Source organism: Streptomyces sp. NPDC050610, from assembly GCF_040654875.1.
Taxonomy (GTDB): domain Bacteria; phylum Actinomycetota; class Actinomycetes; order Streptomycetales; family Streptomycetaceae; genus Streptomyces.
This window is the reverse complement of record NZ_JBFAIV010000011.1, coordinates 154986-179062: the sequence shown is the minus strand read 5'-3', so window position 1 is coordinate 179062 and position 24077 is coordinate 154986. Positions and strand designations below refer to the sequence as shown.

Here is a 24077-nt window from a genome sequence, read left to right as displayed (position 1 = left end):
ACCCTTCTGTTCCTCGGGAGGGTTCTCCCGACGGAAGTTACGCGGCCGTAGGTTCTCGGCTTTCGGCAGATCGTGCCTGATGTCCGGCCTGTCGGCCACCTTGTGGGCTGTCGTCGTCGGGAGATTCTCATCACGTCGCGCACGGGTGTCCGGCGCAGCAGAAGCTACACCCGAGCCGGTGGGGATATCAGGGGACAGTCGATTTTCCGTCGCGGGAATCCTCACGGCCGCCCTGGCGCTGCACGATTGACGGATTATTCAGAAGAGCTGAGAAGAGCAGGGGAGGGCCGCGTGCGGGAGCGGGACGGCGGGGAGCGGCTGAGCGCCGCCGAGATCGGGGCGGAGCTGGGGGAGCGGGCGACGCTCGTCCAGTTCTCCAGCGCCTTCTGCCAGCCGTGCAGGGCGACCCGCCGCACGCTGGTGGAGGTGGCCCGCATGGTCGAGGGGGTGGCCCATGTCGAGATCGACGCCGAGGCCCGGCTGGAGCTCGTACGGGCGCTCGGCGTCGACCGCACGCCGACCGTGCTGGTCCTCGACGCGGCCGGCCGCGTCGTGCGCCGGGCCGCAGGGCAGCCGCGCACGGCGGATGTCATCGCCGCGCTCGGCGCGGCCGTCTGAGGGCGACGGGCGGCGGGCGATGACGCGAGCGGGAGTGGTGCCGCGGCCGTCGTACGCACCGCGCCCGGCGGCCGGCGAAGCGGCCTCGCGCCCGTTAAACCTCCGCGTGAGACGTCTCCCACCTGGCAAGAGGCCCTTGACGCTGCGCACCGCGAATCGTCAGGGTGACGACATGCGGCCTGGACCCCTCCTTCTCTACGGACGTGCGCACGTCGATCTGCTGCGAACCGCGAGCGCCTGTTGTCCGAGCGCGTGAGCGGACGCGACGGCACCCCTCCCGGCTCGAACCTCCAGCAGAAGGACACCTCCATGACGGCCTCACCCGGCCTCGGCACGCCCCGGCTCGCCGCCCCCGAACTCCTGCGCTCCGTCTTCCGGCAGCACGCCGCGGGCGTCGCGGTGATCACCGCGCAGGGCGCGAAACCGGTGGGTTTCACCGCGACCTCGCTCACCTCCGTGGCCGCCGAGCCCCCGCTGCTCTCCTTCGGCGTCGGCACCGGCTCCTCCAGCTGGCCGGTGCTGGCGGAGGCCGGCCACGTCGGCGTCCATATTCTCGGCGAGCACCAGCGGGAGCTGGCCGCCACCTTCGCCCGCAGCGGCGCCGACCGCTTCGCCGAGCCGACGGCCTGGCGTACGGGCCCCGAGGGCGTGCCGCTGCTCGACGGCGTGCTGGCGTGGCTGGTGTGCCGGGTCGTGGCCAAGGTGCCCGCCGGCGACCACCGGCTGGTGCTCGCCGAGGCGGTCGTCGGGGACCCGGCCGGAGCGGGCCGTCCGCTCCTCTACCACCAAGGCCGTTTCAACGCCCTGCGCGACTGAGCGCCGGGGGCTGATTCGTCCCGTTCCCGCACCGTTGGCAAGGTCACAGTTCAGTGGCCTTGCTTCCGGGGAAAGAGCTGGGTGTACTGACGAGTAATATTTCGTTCGGAGCGGGGCCGCCCCGACCGGAATCCGCCCCACAAGGCGCCTATGCTGCCTGCACAAGGCAGCTGAAGAGACGATGCAGTAGGAGAGCCGGCGTGAGCTTGAGGATCGTTGTCTGTGTGAAGTACGTGCCCGACGCCACCGGCGACCGGCACTTCGCCGAGGACCTGACCGTCGACCGCGACGACGTGGACGGCCTGCTCTCGGAGCTCGACGAGTACGCGGTCGAGCAGGCGCTGCAGATCGCCGACGAGGCGGACTCCGACGACGGGGCGGAGATCACCGTGCTGACCATCGGCCCCGACGACGCCAAGGACGCGCTGCGCAAGGCGCTGTCCATGGGCGCGCACAAGGCCGTCCACGTCGAGGACGACGACCTGCACGGCACCGACGCGCTGGGCACCTCCCTGGTGCTCGCCAAGGCCGTCGAGCACGCCGGCTACGACCTCGTCATCTGCGGCATGGCCTCCACCGACGGCGGCATGGGCGTGCTCCCGGCGATCCTCGCCGAGCGCCTGGGCGTGCCGCAGGTGACCCTGCTCTCCGAGGTCTCCGTCGCGGACGGCAAGGTCACCGGCCGCCGCGACGGCGACACCGCCAGCGAGCAGCTGGAGGCGGCGCTGCCGGCCGTCGTGTCCGTGACCGACCAGTCGGGCGAGGCCCGCTACCCGTCGTTCAAGGGCATCATGGCCGCCAAGAAGAAGCCCGTGGAGTCCCTGGACCTCTCCGACCTGGGCATCGAGGCGGACGAGGTCGGCCTCGACGGCGCCTGGACCAAGGTCGACGACGCCGCGGAGCGTCCGGCCCGTACGGCGGGCACGATCGTCAAGGACGAGGGCGAGGGCGGCAAGCAGCTCGCCGAGTTCCTCGCGGGCCAGAAGTTCATCTGAGCGTCCGACGGCCCGTACGAACCCTCACCCGCCCTCGTCATCCCAGCAGGAGAGCAGAACCATGGCTGAAGTCCTTGTCTACGTCGACCACGTGGACGGCGCCGTCCGCAAGCCCACCCTCGAACTGCTGACGCTGGCCCGCCGCGTCGGCGAGCCCGTCGCCGTGCACCTCGGCCCCGGCGCCGAGGAGGCCGCGAAGGTCCTCGGCGAGTACGGCGCCGTCAAGGTCCTGGCCGCCGACGCCCCGGAGTTCGGCGACTACCTCGTCGTGCCCAAGGTGGACGCGCTCCAGGCCGCGTACGAAGCCGTCTCCCCGGCCGCCGTACTCGTACCGTCCTCCGCGGAGGGCAAGGAGATCGCGGCCCGCCTCGCGGTCCGCATCGGCTCCGGCATCATCACCGACGCCGTCGACCTGGAGGCCGGCGACGAGGGCCCGGTGGCCACGCAGTCCGTCTTCGCGGCCTCGTTCACCACCAAGTCCCGCGTCTCCAAGGGCACCCCGGTCATCACCGTCAAGCCCAACTCCGCCGCCCCCGAGGCCGCCCCGGCGGCCGGCGCGGTCGAGCAGTTCGCCGTCACCTTCGGCGAGCAGGCCACCGGCACCAAGGTCGTCTCCCGCACCCCGCGCGAGTCGACCGGCCGCCCGGAGCTGACGGAGGCCGCGATCGTGGTCTCCGGCGGCCGCGGCGTCAACGGCGCCGAGAACTTCCCCGTCATCGAGGGGCTGGCCGACTCGCTCGGCGCGGCCGTCGGCGCCTCGCGCGCGGCGGTCGACGCCGGCTGGTACCCGCACTCCAACCAGGTCGGGCAGACCGGCAAGTCCGTATCGCCGCAGCTCTACATCGCGGCGGGCATCTCCGGCGCGATCCAGCACCGGGCGGGCATGCAGACCTCGAAGACCATCGTGGCCATCAACAAGGACGCCGAGGCCCCGATCTTCGACCTGGTCGACTACGGCGTGGTCGGCGACCTCTTCGAGGTCGTCCCGCAGCTGACCGACGAGGTCAAGACCCGCAAGGGCTGACCGCGCGGGTGAGGCGGCGGTCCGTACGACCCGGTCGGGGCCGTACGGGCCGCCGCCTCATGTCCGTCCGTGCCCGGAGCGGGTGTTGACCCCCGTATGCCGTGCCGTTAGCTTCGCCCCACGGACTTCCACAAAATGTTGATGTGGGTGGCGGGCAGCGGGAGGGCGCCGGATGGGGCAGCAGGAGACGGTCGCGACCAGCCTCGGCAAGGCCGTACGCGAAGAACTCGACGCGTCCCTCGCCGAGGTCGACGCCGACCTCGCGCGCCGCTACCCGGGCGACCCCGGCACCCGGCAGCCCGTCCACACCGTCTACGTCCCCGCCGACGCCTTCACCGCCGGCACCGTACGCGCCTGGGGCGACCGGGCCCTCGCGGCACTCGACGAGCACGCCCCCGACGCCGCGTCCCTCGCCGCCGTCCTCGGCATCCCCGGCGAACTCGCCGAACCCGTCCACGAGCGGGTACGGGCCAAGCTGGAGCACGAACCCGTCGAAGACCTGCGCATCGACTTCGAGGACGGCTACGGCCCGCGCCCCGACGCCGAGGAGGACGCCGACGCCGCCCGCGCCGCCGCGCTCACCGCCGCCGCCTGCCAGGACGGCACCGCCGCCCCGTACCTGGGCATCCGCATGAAGTGCCTGGAGGCCGCCGTCCGCGACCGGGGCATCCGCACCCTCGACATCTACCTCACCGGCCTGATGGACGCCGGCGGGCTCCCCGCGGGGCTCACGCTCACCCTCCCCAAGGCGAGCCGCCCCGAGCAGGTCGCCGCCATGGCGCGGCTGGCCGAGGAGTTCGAGAAGGCACGCGGCCTGCCGGCCGGCCGGATCGGCTTCGAGATACAGATCGAGACCCCCCAGGCCGTCCTCGGCGCCGACGGGACCGCCACCGTCGCCCGCATGATCGACGCGGCCGGCGGCCGCGCCACCGCGCTGCACTACGGCACCTTCGACTACAGCGCGGCCTGCGGCATCAGCGCGGCCCACCAGTCCCTGGACCACCCGGCCGCCGACCATGCCAAGGCCGTCATGCAGGCCGCCGCCGCGGGCACCGGGGTCCGGCTGTCCGACGGCTCCACCAACGTGCTGCCCGTCGGCCCCACCGGACAGGTCCACGACGCCTGGCGGCTGCACCACCGGCTCGTCCGCCGCTCCCTGGCCCGCGGCTACTACCAGGGCTGGGACATGCACCCGGGCCACCTGCCCACCCGCTACGCCGCCGTCTACGCCTTCTACCGCGAGGGACTGGAGCAGGCCGCCGCCCGCCTCGTCGCGTACACGCACCGCACGGGCGGCGACGTCCTGGACGAACCCGCCACCGCCCGGGCGCTCAGCGGCCACCTGCTGCGCGGACTGGACTGCGGCGCGCTCGGCGCCGCCGAGACCGCCCGGCTCACCGGACTCACCCGCGCGGACCTCGAAGCCCTCGCGGGCCGGCCGGGAACATGACCGGGGCGCTCACTCCCGGCGCGTCACGCGCCGCCGCCCGCGGTGCCGGAACAGCCGCGCCCGCTGCGAGAGCCTGCTGCGCATCCGCACCGTCACCGCGAAGGCCACCAGCAGGATCAGCACCCCGAGACTCGCCGCCTGCCACACCAGCGACTGGAGCACCGTCACGACTCCTATAAAGGCGAGCCCCAGCAGGAACACCATCTCCCGGAGTTCCTTCTTGAGCTGGTACGAACGGCTGGAGCGGATCCGGACCGTCGCCAGCCACTGCTCGCCCAGGCCCAGCCCCCACCACAGCCGCCGGTCCAGGAAGACCCACGGCAGATCCGGGAACGTGCCCAGCGCGTCCAGGGAACTCGGATAGCGGCTCGTCATGTCCCCGCCGTGCAGATGCGTCCGCCGCTCCTGCACCTCCGAGCTGATGCGGATCGCCTTCAGCTCCAGGGTGGGCACGATGCCCTCCCGGTCCGGGAATCCCTCGATCACCACACTGTCCCCACTGGCGACGCCCAGCAGCTCCAGCGTCATCTCGTCCAGCAGGCACACCTCGTGCTCGGCGCTCGCCCGGTCCCCGTCCTGCACCCGGCAGGCGACGTAGTTGGGCGGACCGAAGAAGAACCTCGCCCACCGGCTGCTGCCGTGCCGCACCTGCGCCGGCGCGACCGTGACGGCCTCGCCCGGCTCCAGGCCCAGCCCCACCCGCAGCGAATGGTCGACCTGGAGCGTGCGGACGTCGTCGGCCGCGATGTCGGGGGCGACCACCACATTGGCCAGCGCTCCCAGCCGCTCGTGCCGGGCCGTCGGCAACTGCGCGTTCTGCACCATCAGATGGTCCGGACCGCCCAGCTCGCGCGCCAGCCGCGCGGAGACGCGCACCACCCCGGCGCCGCGCTGATCGAAGAGGTTCGGCGTCCGGCACGCCGGATAGTGGTGGTCGGGCAGCTCGTTGAGCGGGTGGATGTCGTCGTAGACGGTGCTCGCCGGGGCCTCGGGCGCGTACTTCTCCAGGCCCGAACGGGTGGCGCGCTCCTCGTCCGCGAAGAGCCGGGTGCCCTTCTCGCACAGGTGCCGGTCCCCGCGGGCCGCCGCGCTGAACTCCTCCGGAGTGGTGCCGAACCAGTCCCGCAACTGCCGCGACTCCGAGAGGAGATCGGTCAGCAGCTGCCGCTCGCCCGGATGGTCGCGCGGCGCACCGGAGCCGTCGTGCAGCACCCCGTACCGGTTCACATACGCGTACATGCCGCCCAGCAGCTCGCCCGACGCCAGCTCCGCGCGGAACACATCCCCCGGCAGCACCACCCGGTCGTACTCGCCGACCGGATCGAAGATCCCCTCGCTCGCGTCGACGAGCTCCAACTGCGCCACGTCCAGCCACGTCACGAACAGATCCATCGTGCGGCCCGGGGCCCGGTACGGCGACGACGACACGTAGCCCATGGGCGTCACATACGCGGACACCCCGATCCCGATCCCCGACACCCGCACCTTGGCCATCGGGATCGTCGCGGAGACGCCCGCGCCCTCCATCTTGTGGCACAGCTGCGCCGGACAGGCGTTGGAGCCCACCGAGAGCACCGGGAAGCGGTCGCCGACGAGCGTCTGGTTGGCGCTCATCAGCGCGTAGTTGAGCGGCACGGGCTCCTCCGCCCCGGGCGTGCCGCGGAACCCGCCGGGCGGCGGCTGCACCTGCCACTTCGCGAGCCGGCGGCCGGCCACTGGCCGCAGCCGCAGCAGGCGGCGCTGGTGCAGCAGTCCGGACTCGGCGGGCCAGGCGCCGGGATAGAGCAGCGGATGTTCGCGGGGCGCCTCGGCGAGGCCGAGCGCTTCGAGCGTACGGTCTTCCACGGTGCTCCTGGTCGGTGAGGCGATGGGTGACCGAGCTGATACCGGAAGGCTGGACTCTGTCCCGGTGAGGGAGAGATACCCAACTCGACGCCGAAAGCGCGCCGTCCACGCCGAAGGTACTCCGGTCGTGGGACCGCTCCCGTACGGCGGCGCCTCACTCGGCCGCGGATCGCGGCGGCACGGTGCGCCGCGCGGCCGGGCCGCGGGCCCGGCGGTCGGTCCCCGGGCTCGCTACGCGCCCTGCGCCGGCGGGAGTTCGCCCGAGCCGCGGGCGACGAGGCGGGTCGGCAGGACGGTCCGCCGCGGCGCCTCCGCCGCCCCCTCCAGCCGGCGGAACAACTGCTCGGCGGCCGTACGCCCGAGCCGCGCGGCGTCCTGGGCTATCACCGTGATCCCCAGCAGGTCGGCGAGTTCCAGATCGTCGAAGCCGACCAGCGCCACGGGGCGCGGCCGCTCCGCGAGGACCCGCACGGCGGTCACCGTCACCCGGTTGTTGCCCGCGAACACGGCGGTCACCGGCTCGGGCCCGGACAGCACCCGGCCGACCTCGGCCCGTACGTGCTCGGGAGCGGTCGGCCCCAGCGACACCCAGGACTCGTCGACGGGCAGCCCCGCGTCGGCCATCGCGGTGCGGTAGCCGCGCAGCCGCTCGCTCGCGGTGTGGATGCGCGGCTGGTCGCCGACGAAGGCGATACGGCGGTGACCGTGGGCGATGAGGTGGGCGACGCCCTCGCGGGCGCCGCCCATGCTGTCCGAGAGCACGGCGTCGGCGTCGATCAGCCCGGCCGGGCGGTCCACGAAGACCGTCGCGACCCCGGCCGCCATCTCCGGTTCGAGGTACCGGTGGTCGTGGCCGGCCGGGATGACCAGCAGGCCGTCGACCCGGCGGGCGCAGAAGGCGAGGGCCAGCTCCTGCTCCCGCTCGGGGTCCTCGGCGCTGGAGCCGTTGATGAGCAGCGCGCCGTGCGACCGGGCGACCTCCTCGACGGCGCGGTTGAGCGGCGCGTAGAACGGGTCCGCGAGGTCTTCGAGCACCAGGCCGATGGAGGCCGTGCGGCCCTTGCGCAGGATCCGGGCGCTGTCGTTGCGGCGGAAGCCCAGGCCCGTGATGGCCTCCTGCACGCGCCGCTCGGTGTCGGGCGTCACGCCCGGTTCGCCGTTGACCACCCGGGACACGGTCTTCAGACCCACACCGGCGCGCGCGGCGACGTCCTTCATGGTCGGCCGGGTGCCGTAGCGGGGCTGCGGGCTGCGGGAGGTGTCGGCCACGGTGACTCGTCCTGTCGTTGCTGCTGTACGTACGGGAGTGACGTCGAGCATAGAGCCTGGACAACGTTGTCAACTGTGGGGAGACTGTCGCTCTGCAACTCTGCCTTCGCCTGCTGGACCAGGAGACATCGCACCCATGCACACCGACCTCGTCGCCGCACTCGACATCGGCGGCACCAAAATAGCCGCCGCCCTGGTGGACGGGCGCGGGCAGCTGCTCGCACGCGCCCAGCGGCCCACCCCCGCCCGCGAGGACGGCGCGACGGTGATGCGCGTGGTGACAGCGGTGCTCGAAGAGCTCCAGGAGTCCGGCGACTGGTCGCGGGTGCGGGCCGTCGGCATCGGCAGTGCGGGCCCCGTCGACGCGTCCGACGGCACCGTCAGCCCGGTCAACGTGCCCGGCTGGCGCGGCTTCCCGCTGGTCGCGGAGGTCGCGAAGACCGCCGGGCCGGTCCCCGTCGTGCTGGTGGGCGACGGGGTGGCGATGACGGCCGCCGAGCACTGGCAGGGCGCGGCCCGCGGCCGTGCCAACGCGCTGTGCATGGTCGTCTCCACCGGCGTCGGCGGCGGGCTGGTGCTGAACGGCCGGCTGCACCCCGGCATCACCGGCAACGCGGGCCACATCGGCCACATCAGCGTCGACCTCGACGGCGACCTGTGCGCCTGCGGCTCGCACGGCTGCGTGGAACGCATCGCCAGCGGCCCCAACATCGCCCGCCGCGCCGTCGAGAGCGGCTGGCGGCCCGGCCCGGACGGCGACACGAGCGCCGCCGCGGTCGCCGCCTCGGCCCGGCGCGGCGACCCGCTCGCGCTGGCCTCCTTCCAGCGCGCCGCACAGGCCCTCGCCGCGGGCATCGCCGCGACCGCGACGCTCGTGGAACTGGAGGTCGTGGTCATCGGCGGCGGCGTCGCGGGCGCGGGCGAGACGCTCTTCGCCCCCCTGCGCGAGCAGCTGCGCCGCTACGCCGCGCTCTCCTTCGCCGCCGGCGTCGAGGTCGTGCCCGCGCAGCTCGCGGGCGACGCGGGCCTGGTGGGCGCCGCGGCCGCGGCGGCGCAGGCGCTGGGGCTGTGGAGCGCGGAGCACGAGGCGGCGACGCCTGCGCCGTAGGGGCGTGGGGACGACGACCGGGTCCGCGCTGTAGGGCGGCTACGGGCGCGGGCCGGCCCCCGGCGACGCGGTCCGGTCGGCGACGACGAGGTCCGGCCCCCCCGAAGCGGACCGGCCGGCGACGCTCCCGCTACCCGTGGCGCTCCGTCGAGATCCGGTAGACGGCGGTGCCGTGCGCGGGGACGGTGGCGCTGATCTCCCCATGCGTGTTGTGGTGCTTGTGCTGCCACAGGTCGCGCAGCCGGTACGTGGGGGCCGCGGGCATGCCGACGGCCTTGGCGGTGGTCGTGATGGTCTGGGGCTGGTCCGTCTCGTTGAAGAGGGCGACGGCGCGGTCGCCGTCCTTCAGCTGCTTGACGACGACCCAGCGCCCGCCGTCGGAGGACAGGACCGTGCCCTGCTTGCCGAGCGGGTCCTGGTCGAGCGCGATGATGTCGCGGTTGGCGACGATCTCGTACGTCTCGGGGGTCGCCGTGCGCAGGTCGGTGCCGATGAGCAGGGGTGCGGCCATCATCGACCACATGGCGAAGTGGGTGCGGTATTCGGTGTCCGTCATGCCGCCGTTGCCGACCTCCAGCATGTCGGGGTCGTTCCAGTGGCCGGGGCCCGCGTACGGGGCGAGCGGCAGGTTCTGCTTGAGGATGGCGAGCATGCTGCTCCACTGGTCCCTGATGTCGCCGGTCGTGCGCCACAGGTGGCCGACGTCCGCGGCCCACTCCCAGGGCTTGTTCTGGCCCCATTCGCACAGGCCGTAGACGATGGGGCGGCCGGTGGCCTTCAGCGCGTCGCGCATCGTGATGTAGCGCTTCTTGGCGTCGAGGCCGAGGTTGTTGCAGTTGTCGTATTTCAGGTAATCGACGCCCCAGTCGGCGAACTGCTGGGCGTCGGACTTCTCGTGGTACAGCGCGCCGGGAAGCCCCATCAGGTTGCAGGTCTTGACGCCCGCGCTCGTGTAGATGCCGAACTTCAGCCCCTTGGAGTGGACGTAGTCGGCGACGGCCTTGATGCCGTTCGGGAAGCGCCGCGGGTCCGGGACCAGCTTGCCGGCCGCGTCGCGCTGCGGGAGCGCCCAGCAGTCGTCGAGGTTGACGTACTGGTACCCGGCGGCCTTGAGCCCCTTGGCGACGAAGATGTCGGCGATGGACTTGACCATCGACTCGTCGAACTCGGCCCGGCAGTGCGTCGAGTTCCAGTTGTTGAAGCCCATGGGCGGGGTGGCGGCGAGCCCGTCGGGGAGGCGGGGCGAGCGGGTCTCGGCGGTGCTTTCGGTTTCGGTGTTCTGAGCGGCGGCGGGTCCGGCCAGTTGGGTCGGGCCCGCCGTACAGAGCAGTGCGGCGGCGAGCGATCCGATGACTCTTCGACCGGTGAAAGCGGCAAGCAGATGGCGCATGGTGCGGTACTCCGTCCTGTAGAGGAATACGAGCGTCATGTACGTGTCACCAACGCGCGTTTACGGTAGACCGTGTTGGACTCTGTTGGAAGAGATGCGGTAACGGTTCCCCGGTGTCACGTCAAAACCCTTGACGGTGCCCTGACTTGGCGGTGAGATCCCAACACTTACGTTCGGTTGTGTTCGATTGCACCCCTGAGGAGGGGGACATGGCACAGTCATCGTTCAGTGGATCGGCCGAGCGTCATGAGCGCGCGGGACATCGGATGTCCCGCCGGACGCTGCTACGGACCACCGCGCTCGGCGCCGGAGCGGTCGCCCTCCCCGCACTGCTCACCGCCTGCGGCAACGGCCCCGGCGGCGGTGATATCACCCTGGGCTCCAACGCCTCGGACCCGGTGCCCAAGAAGGCGTTCGCCGAGTCCTTCGCGGCATACGAGAAGACATCGAAGAAGAAGGTAAAAGTCAACACCGTTGACCACAACAGCTTTCAGCAGAACATCAACCGGTATCTCAAAGGCAGCCCGGACGACGTATTCATGTGGTTCGCCGGCTACCGGATGCAGTTCTTCGCCAAAAAGGGGCTGCTCACCGACATCAGCGATCTCTGGACGGGATTCCAGGGCTTCTCGAAGGCGCTGAAGGACCAGTCCACCGGTGAGGACGGCAAACAGTACTTCGTGCCGTACTACTACTATCCGTGGGCCGTGTTCTACCGGAAGAGCGTATTCCAGCAGCACGGCTACGAGGTGCCGAAGACCTTCGACCAGTACACGGCACTGGCCCGCCGGATGCGGAAGGACGGCCTCGTGCCGATCGCCTTCGGTGACAAGGACGGCTGGCCCGCCATGGGCACCTTCGACTACCTCGACATGCGTGCCAACGGCTACGACTTCCACCTCTCGCTCATGCGCGGCAAGGAATCGTGGACCGACACCAGGGTCAAGCGCGTATTCGACCTCTGGCGCTCCATCCTCCCCTACCACCAGCAGGGCGCCAACGGCCGCACCTGGCAGGAGGCCGCGCAGAGCCTCGCGCGGAAGAAGGCCGGCATGACCGTGCTCGGACTCCCGCACCCCGGCCAGCAATTCACCGCAGCCGACCGCGCCGACCTCGACTTCTTCCCCTTCCCGGAGATCGACTCGCGGTACGGCCAGGAGGCGGTGGAGGCGCCCGTCGACGGCTTCCTCATGGCGAAGAAGGCCAAGAACAAGAAGGGCGCGAAGGAGCTGCTGAAATACCTCGCCACACCGGGCGCCGAGGAGCGCTATCTGAAGAGGGACCCCAACAACGTCGCCGTCAACGAACGGGCGTCCACCGGCTCGTACAACGCGCTGCAGAAGAAGGCCGCCGAACTCGTCTCCGGCGCCAAGCAGATCTCCCAGTTCATGGACCGCGACACCCGGCCCGACTTCGCGCAGACCGTGATGATCCCCTCCATCCAGCGCTTCATCAACGACCCCGACGACATCGACGGCCTGCTCAAATCCATCGAATCCCAGAAGAAGTCCATGTTCGCCAGCGAGTAGGAGCCACGCGCCGTGCCTTTAGCCACCACACGGCCAGCCCCCACACGGCGCGCTCGGCGGCGCGGCCGGCGGCGCGGCCCGCGGAAATTCACCCGCCGCGACCTCGCCGTCATCGGCGTGCTGCTGGGCATACCCGTACTGCTCGACCTGGCCATCGTCTGGGGCCCGACCCTCGCCTCCATCGGCCTCTCCTTCACCAGCTGGGACGGGATCGGCGACATCACATGGGTCGGCGGACAGAATTACCACGACCTGTTCACCGACTACCCGCCGTTCTGGCCGGCCGCCCGCAACAACCTGTTATGGCTCGCCTTCCTCGGGCTGATCGCCACCCCGTTCGGGCTGCTGCTGGCCGTACTCCTCGACCGCGGCGTCCGCTTCAGCCGCCTCTACCAGTCCACCCTCTATATGCCGGTGGTGCTCTCGCTCGCCATCGTCGGATTCATCGCCCAGCTGATCCTCTCCCGCGACCAGGGCGCGCTCAACGCCGTACTCGCGCGCGACAATCCGGTGGACTGGCTCGGCGACCCCGACCTCAATATCTGGATGATCCTCCTCGCGGCGGGCTGGCGGCACACCGGCTATGTGATGATCCTCTACCTCGCCGGGCTGAAATCCGTCGACCCCTCGCTCAAAGAGGCCGCGGCCATCGACGGCGCGGGCCTGCGCCAGACCTTCTTCCGGGTCGTACTGCCGACGCTCCGTCCGGTCAACATCATCGTCGGGGTCATCACCGTGATCGAGGCACTGCGCGCCTTCGACATCGTCTACGCCGTGAACCAGGGCCGCAACGGCCTGGAACTGCTCTCCGTGCTCGTCACCGACAACATCATCGGCGAGGCCAGCCGCATCGGCTTCGGTTCCGCCATCGCCGTCGTCCTGCTCGTCGTCTCCATGGGATTCATCGTGACGTACCTGGTCCAGGAACTGAGAGCGGAGAAACGCCGGTGACCGCCCCCACCCTCACCCCCCGCCCCCGCCTGCGGCCGGGCCGCCTGGGCCTGCACGCCTTCCTCCTCACCGTCTCACTGGCCTTCCTCGCGCCGCTCCTGCTGGCGGTCTACGCCTCACTCCGCCCGTACGAGGAAACCGCCGAACACGGCTATTTCTCACTGCCGCGCCACCTTTCCCTCGACTATTACCGCCAGGCGTTCAGCGATTCGGGAATGAGCAGGTACTTCGCCAACTCGCTGCTCATCGCGGTCCCCGGCGTCATCATCACCCTCTTCCTCGCCTCCTTCACCGCCTTCGCCGTCTCCCGCCTGCGCCTGCGCGGCGCGACCCTCCTGCTCATCGTCTTCACCGCCGGCAACCTGCTCCCGCAACAGGTCATCGTCACCCCGCTGTACGTACTCTTCAACCGCGTCCCGCTGCCCTACTGGATGTCCGACTCGCTGACGATGTACGACTCCTACTGGGCCGTCATCGCCGTGCAGATCGGCTTCCAACTCGGCTTCTGCGTCTTCGTCCTCGCCAATTTCATGCGCACCCTGCCCATAGAGATCCTGGAAGCCGCGGTCGTCGACGGCGCCGGAGTATGGACCCAGTACTGGCGCATCACCCTCCCCCTCTGCCGCCCCGCCCTGGCAGCCCTGGGCACCCTCCAATTCACCTGGATGTACAACGACTTCCTCTGGGCCCTGGTCTTCATCTCCAACGGCGACAAACTCCCCGTGACCTCGGCCCTCAACAATCTCAGGGGTCAATTCTTCACGGACTATAATTTGCTCGCGGCGGGCTCGGTACTCGTCGCGCTGCCCACGATCCTGGTCTTCCTGCTGCTGCAGCGTCATTTCATCGCGGGGCTGACTCTTGGAGCGAGCAAGGGGTAGCGCGTTGAAGAGTCTTCTTCGCTGCTCGTGCCCGGACGGTCTTCGGAATTGAGTGACGATGTGTTCCGGGGACCGGAAACTCCCCCGGGAGGACGTCCAGAATCGGGAGGCGGCCCACCAAGCGGCGGCTGGCCCACCAGATGTGACGCTGCGTCAGGCCAGTCCCGTCAGACGCTCGCCTCCCACAGCAACCGCTCCGCGCGGTCCGGATCCTCGGCCACCGTGCAAGTGTCGTCGAAGAGCATCGTGGCGCGGCGGGCCGCTTCGTAGCGCGGCCAGGGCGGCAGGGCCGGTGTTTCCGGTGGGGAGCCGTGCAGGAAGCGGGCCCAGGAGGTGTGCATCGCCGCCGTGATGGCGCGTATTCGCTGCGGGTCGGCTCGGGAGACCCCGCTGAAGTAGCTGAGCGGAGCCGTCGGGTCGGCTGCTCGGTCGAAGACGAAACCCAGGTCCAGGCCGTGCGGGGCGCCCAGGCCCTGGCCTTTCGGGGCCACCCGCCAGTCCAGCCGGTACGACCAGACCTCGCCGCCGGCCGCGGCCTGGGCCTCGGCGAGGCGGATCGCCGGTAGCCGCCAGTTGCCGGCGGTGATCAGCATCTGCTCCAACTCGGCCGCGTCGGCCGCCGGGTACAGCTGACGGTATCCGTCGCGCAGGCGCTTCAGCTCGGCTGGGGCGACGCCGATCAGGCCGCTGCCCACGACCCGTACCAGCCGCTCGGGCATGGCGTCGAACAGTTCCTGCTCGTCGTGGTTGCTGCCCGCCAGTACGCGCACGCCGGCCGCCGAGCCGGACGCGAGCGCCGCGAGAGGCTGCTGGGGGACGGTGTCCCCGTCCACCACGGCGCGCAGCGGCGCCATCACGCCGGCGGTGGCGACGACCCGGCCCTGTGCCCGGACCAGTTCCTCTACGGGCGTCGTCCGCAGCTCGTACGCCTTGGTCCGGTCCAGGCCCAGCTCGGTGAGGAGGGCGTCGGTGAACTCCCACGCCCGGTCGGGTTCGTTGAGCACGTACCCGCCGCTCTGGAGCACCGCCTGGCCGAACAGCCCCTGGGCGGCCGGCATCGCGAGCAGCGTTCCCACCGCCCGCGCCCCGTTGGACTCGCCCATCACGCCGACCCGGCCGGGGTCGCCGCCGAACGCGGAGATGTTCTCCCGCACCCACCGCAGCGCCTCGATCTGGTCGAGGAAGGCGAAGTTGGTGTGCGCCGACTCCTCGAACACCCCCGGCAGATACATCAGCCCCAGCGCCCCCAGCCGGTAGCCGACGGTCACCGACACCACGCCGGAGCGGGCGAACGCCGTGCAGTCGTAGTCATGCGGCCCGCCCACCACACCGCCGCCGCCGTGCAGCCACACCATCACCGGGTACGGGCCGGGCCCGGCGGGCGCGTACACATTGAGGTAGAGGCAGTCCTCGCTGCCGATGACCTTGCCCTTGGGGCGCATGTCGGTCTGGGGCGGACGGGCGGCGAATCCGGTCGCTTCGCGAACGCCGCTCCACGGGCGAGGCGGCCGTGGAGCGGCGAACCGCAGTTCTCCCACCGGCGGTTGCGCGTATGGCACGCCTTTGAACACACGGATCGTCCCGTCGGAGACGCCGCGCAGTTCACCGGTCGATGTCCGGACTTCAGCGGTCGAGACTTCAGTCGAGTTCATTTCAGGGGCCGTCCTCGGGGTAATCCGTCGGCCCACCGCATCACGATCATGGCGCCATCGTCCATAGCCGCCGGTCACGGCCGACCGCCGGTCGCCCGTGCGAGACTTGCGCGATGATGGCACACCTGATCGCCGTGATCGGCAGCAGCCCTGGAGTCGGCAAATCCACCCTGTGCGGCGCCCTCGCCCACTGGCTTCGCGGCACCGGCGCGAGTGTGGACCACTTTCAGGAAGCGGACATCCTCACGCGGCCCGCGTTCGGCGCCGTGGCCGACGAGTTCGCCGGGGGGACCGGGAGCGTGCGGCCCGAGACTCTGGTCAAGGCCACCCAGGCGTACGTCTCGCAGGCGCGGGCGGACGGTGTGGACGTGCTGGTGACGGATGCGCTGATTCCTTTTGTGCCCTCGCTGGTCGCCTGGGGGCACGACGAGCCGGCGATCTCCGCGGTCGTACGCGACTTGGTGGAGGCCGTCGAGCCGACGCGGGTGACCGTGGTGTACCTGCGCGACGACCCGGAAGCGGCGCTGCGGCGCGCGATCGACCGCGAAGGGCCGCAGTGGGCGGACTGGTTCGTCGGCCGGCTCGCCGGGGCGCCCGGCACGCGCTCCGTGGACAGCCTGGAGGCCGCCGCCGCACACCTCCGCCGAGAGGCGGAACTGACGCTGCGGCTGCTGGCGGCGACACCCTGGTCCGTCGTGACCGTGGACGTCGGAGGCCGTTCCGCGGCCGAGGTCGAGGAGTGCGCCCGGCGCGAACTCGCCGGACCACTGAGGGTGTAACCGGCGGCGCACCGTCCCCCGGTGTGCGCCCCCGCGCACATATCGGTGCTCGGCCCGCTGCCGTGTGCCCCCGTGCCGCCCCTTCGTCCCTCCGCCCGCGGCGCCGCTCGCACGCGTTTTCGTGGCAAGGTGTTCCGGGCAATTCACAGGGGGCTATGAAAAAAAGGGGGCACCGTGATCGTCTGGCTGAACGGTCCGCTCAGCGTGGGCAAGACCCGTACGGCGCGAGAACTGGTGAGACTGATTCCGGGCAGCACCCTCTACGATCCCGGCGTGATCGGCGGACTGCTCCGCTCGCTGCTGCCGCCGCAGCGGCTCGGCGACGCCGTCGACCATCAGGACCTGCCCATGTGGCGGCGGCTGGTCATCGATGGTGCCGCCGCGCTGCTCGCCGAGGTCGGCGGGGTATTGGTGGTTCCGATGACGCTGCTCCGGCAGGAGCACCGCGACGAGATATTCGGCGGGCTCGCGGCCCGCCGCATTCCTGTGCGGCATGTGCTGTTGTCACCCGACGAAACGATCCTGCGATCCCGTGTCCTGAACCACGCGCAATTCCAGACGGCCACGGCGCAGAACGCGGGGAACGTGAACAGCGCCGAGAACGTGAACAGCGCCGAGCACGTGAACAGCGCCGAGAACGCCGAGAACGCCGAGAACGCCGAGAACGCCGAGAACGCGGTGAACCCGGGGAACGCCGGGAATTCGGGAACAGACCAATGGGCGCTCGACCATATCGAGCGCTATCGCGAAGCCCTGCCGTGGATCGGCGCCGACGCCTATGTCCTCGACACCGGCTCCCTCACCCCCCGCCAGGCCGCGGAGCGGATAGCCGAGGCCGTACGCACGGGCAAGGCGGGCTGCTGCGAGATCGTGCAGACCCCGGAGCCGCGGGCCGAGACGACCGCCGCCGGGGTGCTGCTCTTCGACGAGGACGACCGCGTGCTCCTCGTCGACCCCACGTACAAGCCGGGCTGGGAGTTCCCCGGAGGCGTCGTAGAGCCCGGAGAGCCGCCCGCCCGCGCCGGCATGCGCGAGGTCGCCGAGGAACTGGGCCTCGAACTCGCCGCCGTCCCCCGGCTGCTCGTACTCGACTGGGAACCGCCCCGAGCACCCGGCTTCGGCGGGCTGCGGCTCCTCTTCGACGGCGGCCTGCTGCCCCGCGGCGACGCGGACCGGCTGCTGCTGCCCTGCGCGGAACTGCGCGGCTGGCGCTTCGTCACCGAGCACGAGGCCGCGCGGATGCTGCCGCCCGTACGGCAGACCCGGCTTCGCTGGGCCCTGCGCGCACGCGAACAGGGACGCCCGCTCAATCTCGAAGCGGGCGTCCCTGTCGGTTGAAGGCCGGAGGCGGAGGCCGGTGGAAGATCCTCCGTTGGAGACCGGCTGAAGGCCGAGGGAACCGGGGCGGGCGGTCAGCGCTTGAGGACGTCGAGCCGGGCCCTTGCCCCGTCCCTGCCCGTCCTGTCCCCGCCGGCCCCGCCCCTCAGCGCTTGCTGTCCGCGTAATTGATGAGGAAGACCGCCTCCGCCAGCGACAACCGCTCCAGCTCCTCCGGCGAGACGCTCTCGTTGACGGCGTGGATCTGCGCCTCCGGCTCGCTCAGCCCGATGAGCAGGATCTCCGCCTCGGGGTAGAGCTGCGACAAGGCGTTGCACAGCGGGATCGAACCGCCCATGCCGGCCGTCTGCATCTCTTCGTCCGGGTACGCCACGCGCATCGCCTCGGCCATCGACGCGTACGCCGGGCTCTCGGTGTCGGCCCGGAACGGCTGCCCCTCGCCGATCTGCGCGACCTCGACCCGCGCGCCCCACGGCGCCGCCGACCGCAGATGCGCGGTCAGCAGCTCGGTGGCCTCCACCGCGTCCTGGCCCGGCGGCACCCGCAGGCTCACCAGCGCCCGCGCGCCGGCCTGTACGGACGGGGTGGCGCCGACGACGGGCGGGCAGTCGATGCCGAGCACGGTGACGGCCGGGCGCGCCCACACGCGGTCGGCGACCGAACCGGAGCCGATCAGCCCGACGCCGTCCAGCACCCTGGCGTCCTTGCGGAACTCCTCCTCCGGGTACTGCAGCCCCTCCCAGGACGCGTCCGCCAGCAGCCCCTCGACCGTCGTCGAGCCGTCCTCGGCGCGCAGCGAGTCGAGAATCCGGATGAGCGCCGCGAGCGCGTCCGGCGCCGCGCCGCCGAACTGGCCGGAGTGCAGATTGCCTTCGAGGGTGTCGACCTGGACGCGGACGAGCGTCATCCCGCGCAGCGTCGCGGTGACGGTCGGCAGACCCACCCGGAAGTTCCCGGTGTCGCCGATCACGATGGTGTCGGCGGTGAGCAGCTCGGGGTGCGCCCGCGCGTACTGCTCCAGGCCGCCCGTGCCCTGCTCCTCCGAGCCCTCCGCGATCACCTTGACGCTCACGGGCACGCCGCCGTGTTCCTTGAGCGCGCGGAGCGCCGTCAGATGCATGATCAGGCCGCCCTTGCAGTCCGCGGCGCCGCGCCCGTACCAGCGGCCGTCGCGGTCGGTCAGCTCGAACGGCGGCGAGAGCCACGCGGACTCGTCCAGCGGCGGCTGCACGTCGTAGTGCGCGTACAGGAGCACGGTCGGCGCGCCCTCGGGGCCGGGCAGAAAGCCGTAGACCGACTGCGTGCCGTCCGGGGTGTCGAGCAGGGCGACGTCCTGGAACCCCTCGGTGCGCAGCGCCTCGGCCACCCAGTTCGCGGCGGCCTCGCACTCGCTCCGGGGGAACTGGTCCGGGTCCGCGACCGACTTGAAGGCCACCAGCTCGGCCAGTTCGGCCTTGGCCCGCGGCTGAAGGGAGGCGACGGTCCGGGCGAGCGCGGGGTGTGCGGTCGGCGGGGTCGAGGCGTGCTCCATGGAACGCTCCTTGTGGGCGCGACGTTATGTCCGTACGTGGGCGTCCGTACGTGGGCGTCCGTACGCGAGGTCCGTACGTACGGACGATTTCAGAGGTCCGATCTTCCCACAGGGGGATCGTCGTACGGCGGCCCGTAGGATGCGGGCGACAGCCGGAGCCAGGCAGCGAGCGGGAGTAGAAGCACAGGTGAGCAGCGACAACGCAGCCCAGGACAGCGGAGCGACCGACGAGTCGGTATGGGACGTCGTGGTGGTGGGTGCGGGGCCCGCGGGGGCCTCGGCCGCCTACGCCGCGGCAGTCGCCGGCCGCAGGGTGCTGTTGCTGGAGAAATCCGAGCTGCCCCGTTATAAGACCTGCGGCGGCGGCATCATCGGGCCGTCCCGCGACTCCCTGCCGCCCGGCTTCGAGCTGCCGCTGCGAGATCGCGTGCACGCGGTCACCTTCTCCCTCAACGGCAAGCTCACGCGCACCCGCCGTTCCAAGCAGATGCTCTTCGGGCTCATCAACCGGCCGGAGTTCGACGCGTCCTTGGTGGAGACGGCCAAGGACGCGGGCGCCCAGGTGCGTACGGGCGCGACCGTCTCGCGCGTCGAGCAGCATGGCTCCTCCGTGCCCGACCGGCGCACCGTCGCCGTCGTGCTCGCGGACGGCGAGATCGTGCTGGCACGCGCGGTGATCGGCGCGGACGGCAGCGCCAGCAGGATAGGAGCGCACGTCGGCGTCAAGCTCGACCAGGTCGACCTCGGGCTGGAGTCGGAGATTCCGGTGCCGCCGACGGTGGCGGAGGACTGGGCGGGCCGGGTGCACATCGACTGGGGCCCGATCCCCGGCAGCTACGGCTGGGTCTTCCCCAAGGGGGACACCCTGACGGTCGGGGTGATCTCGGCACGCGGCGAGGGCGCGGGCACCAAGCGGTACCTGGAGGACTTCATCGCCCGCCTCGGCCTCGCGGGCTTCGAGCCGAGCATCTCCTCCGGGCATCTGACCCGCTGCCGGTCCGACGACTCGCCGCTCTCCCGCGGCCGAGTGATCGTCTGCGGCGACGCGGCCGGGCTGCTGGAGCCGTGGACGCGGGAGGGCATCTCCTTCGCGCTGCGCTCGGGACGGCTCGCGGGGGAGTGGGCGGTCCGCATCTCCGAGGCGCAGGACGCGGTCGACGCGCGCCGTCAGGCGCTCAACTACGCCTTCGCGATCAAGGCCGGACTCGGCGTGGAGATGGGGGTGGGCCGGCGCATCCTGACCGCTTTCGAGCGCCGCCCCGGCGTCATGCACGCGGCCGTCACGAGCTTCCGGCCCGCCTGGCAGGCCTTCGCGAAGATCACCCGAGGGACGACGACGCTCGCCGAGATCGTACGGACCCACCCGATGGCCCGCCGGGCGCTCACCGCGATGGACCGGCCGCAGACGGGGAACCGGTCAGGGGGCCGGGGCGGGAACCGCGGGGGACGACGAGCGGAGCAGCAGCAGGCGGAGGAGCAGCCCGAGGGCCGGACGGAGAATCAGCCGGGGACGCAGGCGGGGTAGCGGGGTAGGGGAGCCGATGTCGGCCGACGCCCGGCTTCTCTGGCCGGGCGCTACTCCCCGGGGAGTACGGGCGATCACCTCGCGTGGTCGACGCGCCCGGCGGCGCCGCCGTCTAGCGTTGTCGGTATGAGCAGCGAGAGGCGGGCGCCCTGGGCGCGGCGGGTGCGTGAGCGCCGCCGCGATGAGCGTGACGGGGGCCCGCTTCGAACGCCCGAGAGCGATGGCGGGGGCGCGCTGCGGTCGCCCGAGAACGACGGCGGCGGCGCGCTGCGGTCGCAGGAGGGCGACGGCGAGGGCCCGCCCAGGATGCGTGACGGCGCCGGTGATGGCGACGGCCCGCCGTGGGAGCGATGGCTCAGCCGCCCCGCCGAGCACCTGCCCTGGATCTCCTCGCTCGCCGTCGCCGTGGTCCAGCAGGTCGGCACCGGTTTCGCCGCCCAGGGCCAGACGGAGCGCGTGTCCGTCGACCTGTTCGCCAGGGCGCTGCTCCTGATCGGGCCGCTCTTCATGGTGGTCCGCCACCGCCGCCCGGCCCTCGCGGCCTTCGGCGCGTCCGCCGCCGCCATGGTCTACCTCGGCGCGGGCTACCCGTACGGGCCGGTCTACTTCAGCGTCGTCATCACCTGCTTCGCCGCCGTACTCGCCGGGCGCCGCCGCGCCGCCTGGGGAGCGGTGGCCCTGCTGTGGGCGGGTCAGGTGCTCGCCTCGCACTGGCTCTACCGCTGGCTCCCGCCGTCCGGCGACGGCCCCGGCGACTGGGTGTCGGACTCGGGGACCGCGGCCTGGCTGCTGGTGGTCGTCGCCGTGTCGGAGCTGGTGCGCGGCCGGCGCGAGCAATGGGTGCGCGACCGCGCGGAACGGAAGGCCGCCGAGCGCCGCCGAGGTGACGAGGAGCGGCTGCGGATCGCCCGCGAACTGCACGACGTACTGGCGCACAGCATCTCCGTCATCAACGTTCAGGCGGGCGTCGGCCTCGCGCTCCTCGACCGGGACCCCGAGCAGGCCCGTACCGCGCTGACCACCATCAAGGCGGCCAGCAAGGAAGCGCTCGGCGAGGTCCGCCAGGTCCTCGGCGCCCTGCGCGCGCCCGGCGACGCGCCCCGCTCGCCCGCGCCGGGGCTCGACCGGCTGCCGGAACTGACGGAGCAGGCGGCGAGCGCCGGACTCACCGTGGACGTCGCGGTCGAGGGCGTACGGGCCGAACTGCCGCCCGGCACCGACCTGGCGGCCTTCCGCATCGTCCAGGAAGCACTCACCAACATCGTCCGCCACTCCGGCTCGCGCACCGCGCGCGTACGCCTGCGGTACGCGCCCGACCTCCTCGAACTCCGCGTGGACGACGACGGCCCCGCCACGGCGGACGGCGCGGTGAGCGGCGGCAACGGGCTCGTCGGCATGCGCGAACGCGTCGCCGCGTTCGGCGGCGACATCGAAGCGGGCCCCCGGCCGGACGGCGGGTTCCGCGTCGTCGCACGCATCCCGCTCGGGCCGCCGGGCCGAGGCGGGCGCACGGCCGTGGCGACGCCGCCCCAGGACAAGGAGAACCCATGATCCGCGTACTGCTCGCCGACGACCAACTGCTGGTACGCGCCGGGTTCCGGGCGCTGCTCGACGCCGAACCCGACATCGAGGTGGCGGGCGAGGCGGCCGACGGCGAGCAGGCGGTGGCCCAGGTACGCGCGCTGCGCCCCGGCGTGGTCCTGATGGACATCCGCATGCCGGTGCTCGACGGCCTCGCCGCCACCCGCCGGATCACCGAGGACCCGGCGCTGGCCGAGGTGAAGGTCGTCATGCTCACCACTTTCGAACTGGACGAGTACGTCTTCGAGGCCATCCGCTCCGGAGCCTCGGGCTTCCTGGTCAAGGACACCGAGCCGGAGGAACTGGTGCGCGCGGTACGGGCCGTCGTCGACGGTGACGCGCTCCTCTCGCCCGGGGTGACGCGCCGCCTGATCGTGGAGTTCGCCGCCCGCTCCAAGGAACCGGCCGCCGCGGCCGGGCTCGCGGAGCTGACCGAACGGGAACGGGAGGTGATGGCGCTGGTCGGCGTCGGCCTCTCCAACGAGGAGATCGCCCGGCGCCTCGTCGTCTCTCCGCTCACCGCCAAGACCCACGTCAGCCGCACCATGGTCAAACTCGGCGTCCGGGACCGCGCGGGGCTCGTCGTCCTCGCCTATGAGTCGGGGCTGGTACGGCCGGGATGGCTGGGGTGAGACCGGCGGGCTCCCGGCGAGGCCGATGGCTGCGATGAGACGGGCGGGGCGGGATCGGACGGGCAGACGCCCCCTCGTACGACCAGCGGATCGGCGGCACGGCGGCTGAGCAGGCCAGTAAGGCAGCGGCTCAGAGGCTCAGCGGTTCAGGAGGTCAGTAGGTCGGTGTTTCAGCAGCCCAGGGGCTCAGCGGCCCAGAGGCCCAGGGGGCCAACGGCCCAGCGGTTCAGAACAGCGCGTCGGGGGCGGACGGCGCCGGGGCCCGTACGGTCACGGTGGTCGCCGCCCCGGACGGGGCGGCCCCCAGGGGCCAGCCGGCCAATTGCCGGGCGTCGGTCAACAGCAGCCGGCCGTCGGCGGTGGTGATGTACAGGTCCGGACCGGCGACCGCCGCCACCGCGCCCGCCAGTGTCCGGCCGGCGGCCGGTTCGACCGTGCCGTCGGGTGGGCGCAGCCGCCCGAGATGGAACGCCGCGTCGTGGTGGACCGGCCGGAAGTCCATGATGGACAGCGACTCCGGCAGCCCGGACAGGCCGCGTGCCCGCTCGTGCAGGTCCGCCAGTTGGGCCGCCCGGAGCGGTTGCGCCGGCAGCGCGTGGCGGGCGGAGCGCTTCGACGCGTACGGGAACCGGTCCGGCACCGCCAGCGCCGCGCCGAGTACGGCCTCCGCCCTGCGCGCGGACATCAGCGGACCGCGCCCCAGCAACGCGTAGGACAGCGCCGCCTGTTCGAGGAGCCGGACCCCCTCGCGCTCGGTAGCCGTGATGCCGACCTTGATCAAGTCCGGCCCGAACCAGGCCAGATAGACGTCGTACGGACGCGGGTCGTCGGCGATGGTGTCGGCGGCCACCGAGTGTGAACGGTCGAGCCGCGCGCACGGTGGGCACTGAGCGGAGACTGCCGACGGGAGCAGCGTGGTCCCCTCCGGGCACGGCGTATGCCGTCCGCCTCGGCGGACTCCGACACAGCTCCGCCGCTTCCCGAAGGCGAATGCCAGCGGCCTGTCCGGCGGCAGCGGCGAGGAGCGCTCACCGCGCGTCGGATGGCGCCAGGACAGGGCGGGCCCCGAGTGGTCCCACCGCAGCCCCGTGCACTGCCAGTCCCCGCGCTCCGAGCTCATCCCCGCACCGTAACCGAATCACCGAGGACGCCCTCCCGCTGGT

Annotated in this window: 19 protein-coding genes and 1 pseudogene; 14 read left to right on the top strand and 6 right to left on the bottom strand. The window is 71.8% G+C overall.

Annotated features, from left to right (window positions below):
• The first annotated feature begins 291 nt into the window (after positions 1-291).
• The 5 genes from AB0I22_RS16550 (at position 292) to AB0I22_RS16530 (ending at position 4903) form a co-directional block, all read left to right on the top strand.
• Complete coding sequence (locus tag AB0I22_RS16550) at positions 292-618, top strand: thioredoxin family protein (protein ID WP_363131472.1); 327 nt, start codon at positions 292-294, stop codon at positions 616-618.
• A gap of 309 nt (positions 619-927) precedes the next feature.
• Positions 928-1434: a flavin reductase family protein gene (locus AB0I22_RS16545; RefSeq protein WP_363131523.1), complete on the top strand. Its 507-nt coding sequence runs from the start codon at positions 928-930 to the stop codon at positions 1432-1434.
• Positions 1435-1634: 200 nt separating this feature from the next.
• Positions 1635-2429, top strand: a complete 795-nt coding sequence (locus AB0I22_RS16540; protein ID WP_363131471.1) for an electron transfer flavoprotein subunit beta/FixA family protein — start codon at positions 1635-1637, stop codon at positions 2427-2429.
• Between the two features lie 61 nt (positions 2430-2490).
• Positions 2491-3453 carry an electron transfer flavoprotein subunit alpha/FixB family protein gene (locus AB0I22_RS16535; RefSeq protein WP_363131470.1) on the top strand — a complete coding sequence of 321 codons (963 nt, stop codon included), beginning with the start codon at positions 2491-2493 and terminating at the stop codon, positions 3451-3453.
• Positions 3454-3625: 172 nt separating this feature from the next.
• Positions 3626-4903, top strand: a complete 1278-nt coding sequence (locus AB0I22_RS16530; protein WP_363131469.1) for an aldolase — start codon at positions 3626-3628, stop codon at positions 4901-4903.
• A gap of 9 nt (positions 4904-4912) precedes the next feature.
• Here AB0I22_RS16530 and AB0I22_RS16525 read toward each other — a convergent pair whose 3' ends face one another.
• Both AB0I22_RS16525 and AB0I22_RS16520 read right to left on the bottom strand, forming a co-directional pair.
• Positions 4913-6748, bottom strand: a complete 1836-nt coding sequence (locus AB0I22_RS16525; RefSeq protein ID WP_363131526.1) for a hypothetical protein — start codon at positions 6746-6748, stop codon at positions 4913-4915.
• Between the two features lie 231 nt (positions 6749-6979).
• Complete coding sequence (locus AB0I22_RS16520; protein ID WP_363131468.1) at positions 6980-8017, bottom strand: LacI family DNA-binding transcriptional regulator; 1038 nt, start codon at positions 8015-8017, stop codon at positions 6980-6982.
• 136 nt (positions 8018-8153) lie between these two features.
• On the opposite strand from AB0I22_RS16520, the gene AB0I22_RS16515 reads away from it, so the two are divergent.
• Positions 8154-9125, top strand: coding sequence for an ROK family protein (locus tag AB0I22_RS16515; RefSeq protein WP_363131467.1), 972 nt, complete (start codon positions 8154-8156; stop codon positions 9123-9125).
• Between the two features lie 139 nt (positions 9126-9264).
• Here the strand turns inward: AB0I22_RS16515 and AB0I22_RS16510 are convergent.
• A pseudogene (locus tag AB0I22_RS16510) lies at positions 9265-10515 on the bottom strand (glycoside hydrolase family 27 protein); the annotation flags it as partial.
• Positions 10516-10781: 266 nt separating this feature from the next.
• Between AB0I22_RS16510 and AB0I22_RS16505 the strand changes: the two are divergent.
• Genes AB0I22_RS16505 through AB0I22_RS16495 form a run of 3 tightly spaced genes read left to right on the top strand, consistent with a single transcriptional unit; the run spans position 10782 to position 13876 of the window.
• Positions 10782-12044 carry an ABC transporter substrate-binding protein gene (locus tag AB0I22_RS16505; protein WP_363131522.1) on the top strand — a complete coding sequence of 421 codons (1263 nt, stop codon included), beginning with the start codon at positions 10782-10784 and terminating at the stop codon, positions 12042-12044.
• A gap of 12 nt (positions 12045-12056) precedes the next feature.
• Positions 12057-12995 (top strand): sugar ABC transporter permease, encoded by a 939-nt coding sequence (locus AB0I22_RS16500; RefSeq protein WP_363131466.1) that lies wholly within the window; start codon positions 12057-12059, stop codon positions 12993-12995.
• Positions 12992-13876: a carbohydrate ABC transporter permease gene (locus AB0I22_RS16495; protein ID WP_363131465.1), complete on the top strand. Its 885-nt coding sequence runs from the start codon at positions 12992-12994 to the stop codon at positions 13874-13876. Before AB0I22_RS16500 ends, AB0I22_RS16495 begins: the two co-directional genes overlap by 4 nt.
• Positions 13877-14043: 167 nt before the next feature.
• On the opposite strand, the gene AB0I22_RS16490 is transcribed toward AB0I22_RS16495, so the two are convergent.
• Positions 14044-15528 carry a carboxylesterase family protein gene (locus tag AB0I22_RS16490; protein ID WP_363131464.1) on the bottom strand — a complete coding sequence of 495 codons (1485 nt, stop codon included), beginning with the start codon at positions 15526-15528 and terminating at the stop codon, positions 14044-14046.
• 113 nt (positions 15529-15641) lie between these two features.
• On the opposite strand from AB0I22_RS16490, the gene AB0I22_RS16485 reads away from it, so the two are divergent.
• Both AB0I22_RS16485 and AB0I22_RS16480 read left to right on the top strand, forming a co-directional pair.
• Entirely contained in the window at positions 15642-16307 is a 666-nt protein-coding gene (locus AB0I22_RS16485; RefSeq protein ID WP_363131463.1) for a hypothetical protein, read from the top strand.
• A 174-nt stretch (positions 16308-16481) separates the two neighbouring features.
• The gene (locus AB0I22_RS16480; protein ID WP_363131462.1) at positions 16482-17645 is read left to right on the top strand and encodes an NUDIX domain-containing protein; all 1164 of its coding nucleotides are present in this window, start codon (positions 16482-16484) and stop codon (positions 17643-17645) included.
• A 145-nt stretch (positions 17646-17790) separates the two neighbouring features.
• On the opposite strand, the gene AB0I22_RS16475 is transcribed toward AB0I22_RS16480, so the two are convergent.
• Positions 17791-19176, bottom strand: a complete 1386-nt coding sequence (locus AB0I22_RS16475; protein WP_363131461.1) for a dipeptidase — start codon at positions 19174-19176, stop codon at positions 17791-17793.
• A 187-nt stretch (positions 19177-19363) separates the two neighbouring features.
• Between AB0I22_RS16475 and AB0I22_RS16470 the strand changes: the two genes are divergently transcribed.
• The 3 genes from AB0I22_RS16470 (at position 19364) to AB0I22_RS16460 (ending at position 22914) form a co-directional block, all read left to right on the top strand.
• Positions 19364-20701 (top strand): geranylgeranyl reductase family protein, encoded by a 1338-nt coding sequence (locus AB0I22_RS16470; RefSeq protein ID WP_363131460.1) that lies wholly within the window; start codon positions 19364-19366, stop codon positions 20699-20701.
• A 126-nt stretch (positions 20702-20827) separates the two neighbouring features.
• Positions 20828-22252: a sensor histidine kinase gene (locus tag AB0I22_RS16465; RefSeq protein WP_363131459.1), complete on the top strand. Its 1425-nt coding sequence runs from the start codon at positions 20828-20830 to the stop codon at positions 22250-22252.
• Complete coding sequence (locus AB0I22_RS16460; RefSeq protein WP_363131458.1) at positions 22249-22914, top strand: response regulator transcription factor; 666 nt, start codon at positions 22249-22251, stop codon at positions 22912-22914. The genes AB0I22_RS16465 and AB0I22_RS16460 overlap by 4 nt, the downstream gene beginning before the upstream one ends.
• Before the next feature lie 226 nt (positions 22915-23140).
• On the opposite strand, the gene AB0I22_RS16455 is transcribed toward AB0I22_RS16460, so the two are convergent.
• The gene (locus tag AB0I22_RS16455) at positions 23141-24034 is read right to left on the bottom strand and encodes a DUF2797 domain-containing protein (RefSeq protein WP_363131457.1); all 894 of its coding nucleotides are present in this window, start codon (positions 24032-24034) and stop codon (positions 23141-23143) included.
• Positions 24035-24077: the final 43 nt, after the last annotated feature.